The organism is Saezia sanguinis (genome assembly GCF_003991585.1).
GTDB lineage: Bacteria > Pseudomonadota > Gammaproteobacteria > Burkholderiales > Burkholderiaceae_C > Saezia > Saezia sanguinis.
In genome coordinates this window covers 1-266 of sequence record NZ_PQSP01000093.1, presented here as the reverse complement: position 1 = coordinate 266, position 266 = coordinate 1, and the positions used below count along the sequence as shown (strand labels likewise).

The following is a 266-nucleotide window of genomic DNA, read 5'->3' as shown; positions in this document are numbered from 1 at the left end:
AACCACAGCAGCGCCAGAACGACCAGCCCGAGTGCATGCCAAGGCAGCCGCCACCACCACGGGGTAATCGGTGGGAAGGACTGTGCGCCGGCGACCGGTGCGGCGAAGGACCAGGCCAGGAACGCGTCGCCGATGGGGAGGACCCCGAAGGCATAGCGTTTGGACCCGCCGAGAGTGACCGGTACACCGAGTCCTTCACCGAGAGCAGTCAGTGACCCCGCCAGAGAATGATCGCCGTGCAGCCGCGCCGCGCCGAGGGCGACGAC

1 protein-coding gene is annotated in these 266 nt (G+C 68.4%); it reads right to left on the bottom strand.

Annotated features, from left to right (window positions below):
* Positions 1–266 (bottom strand): hypothetical protein (locus CUZ56_RS16055; protein ID WP_204250951.1); only part of this gene is annotated, 266 nt, incomplete at both ends.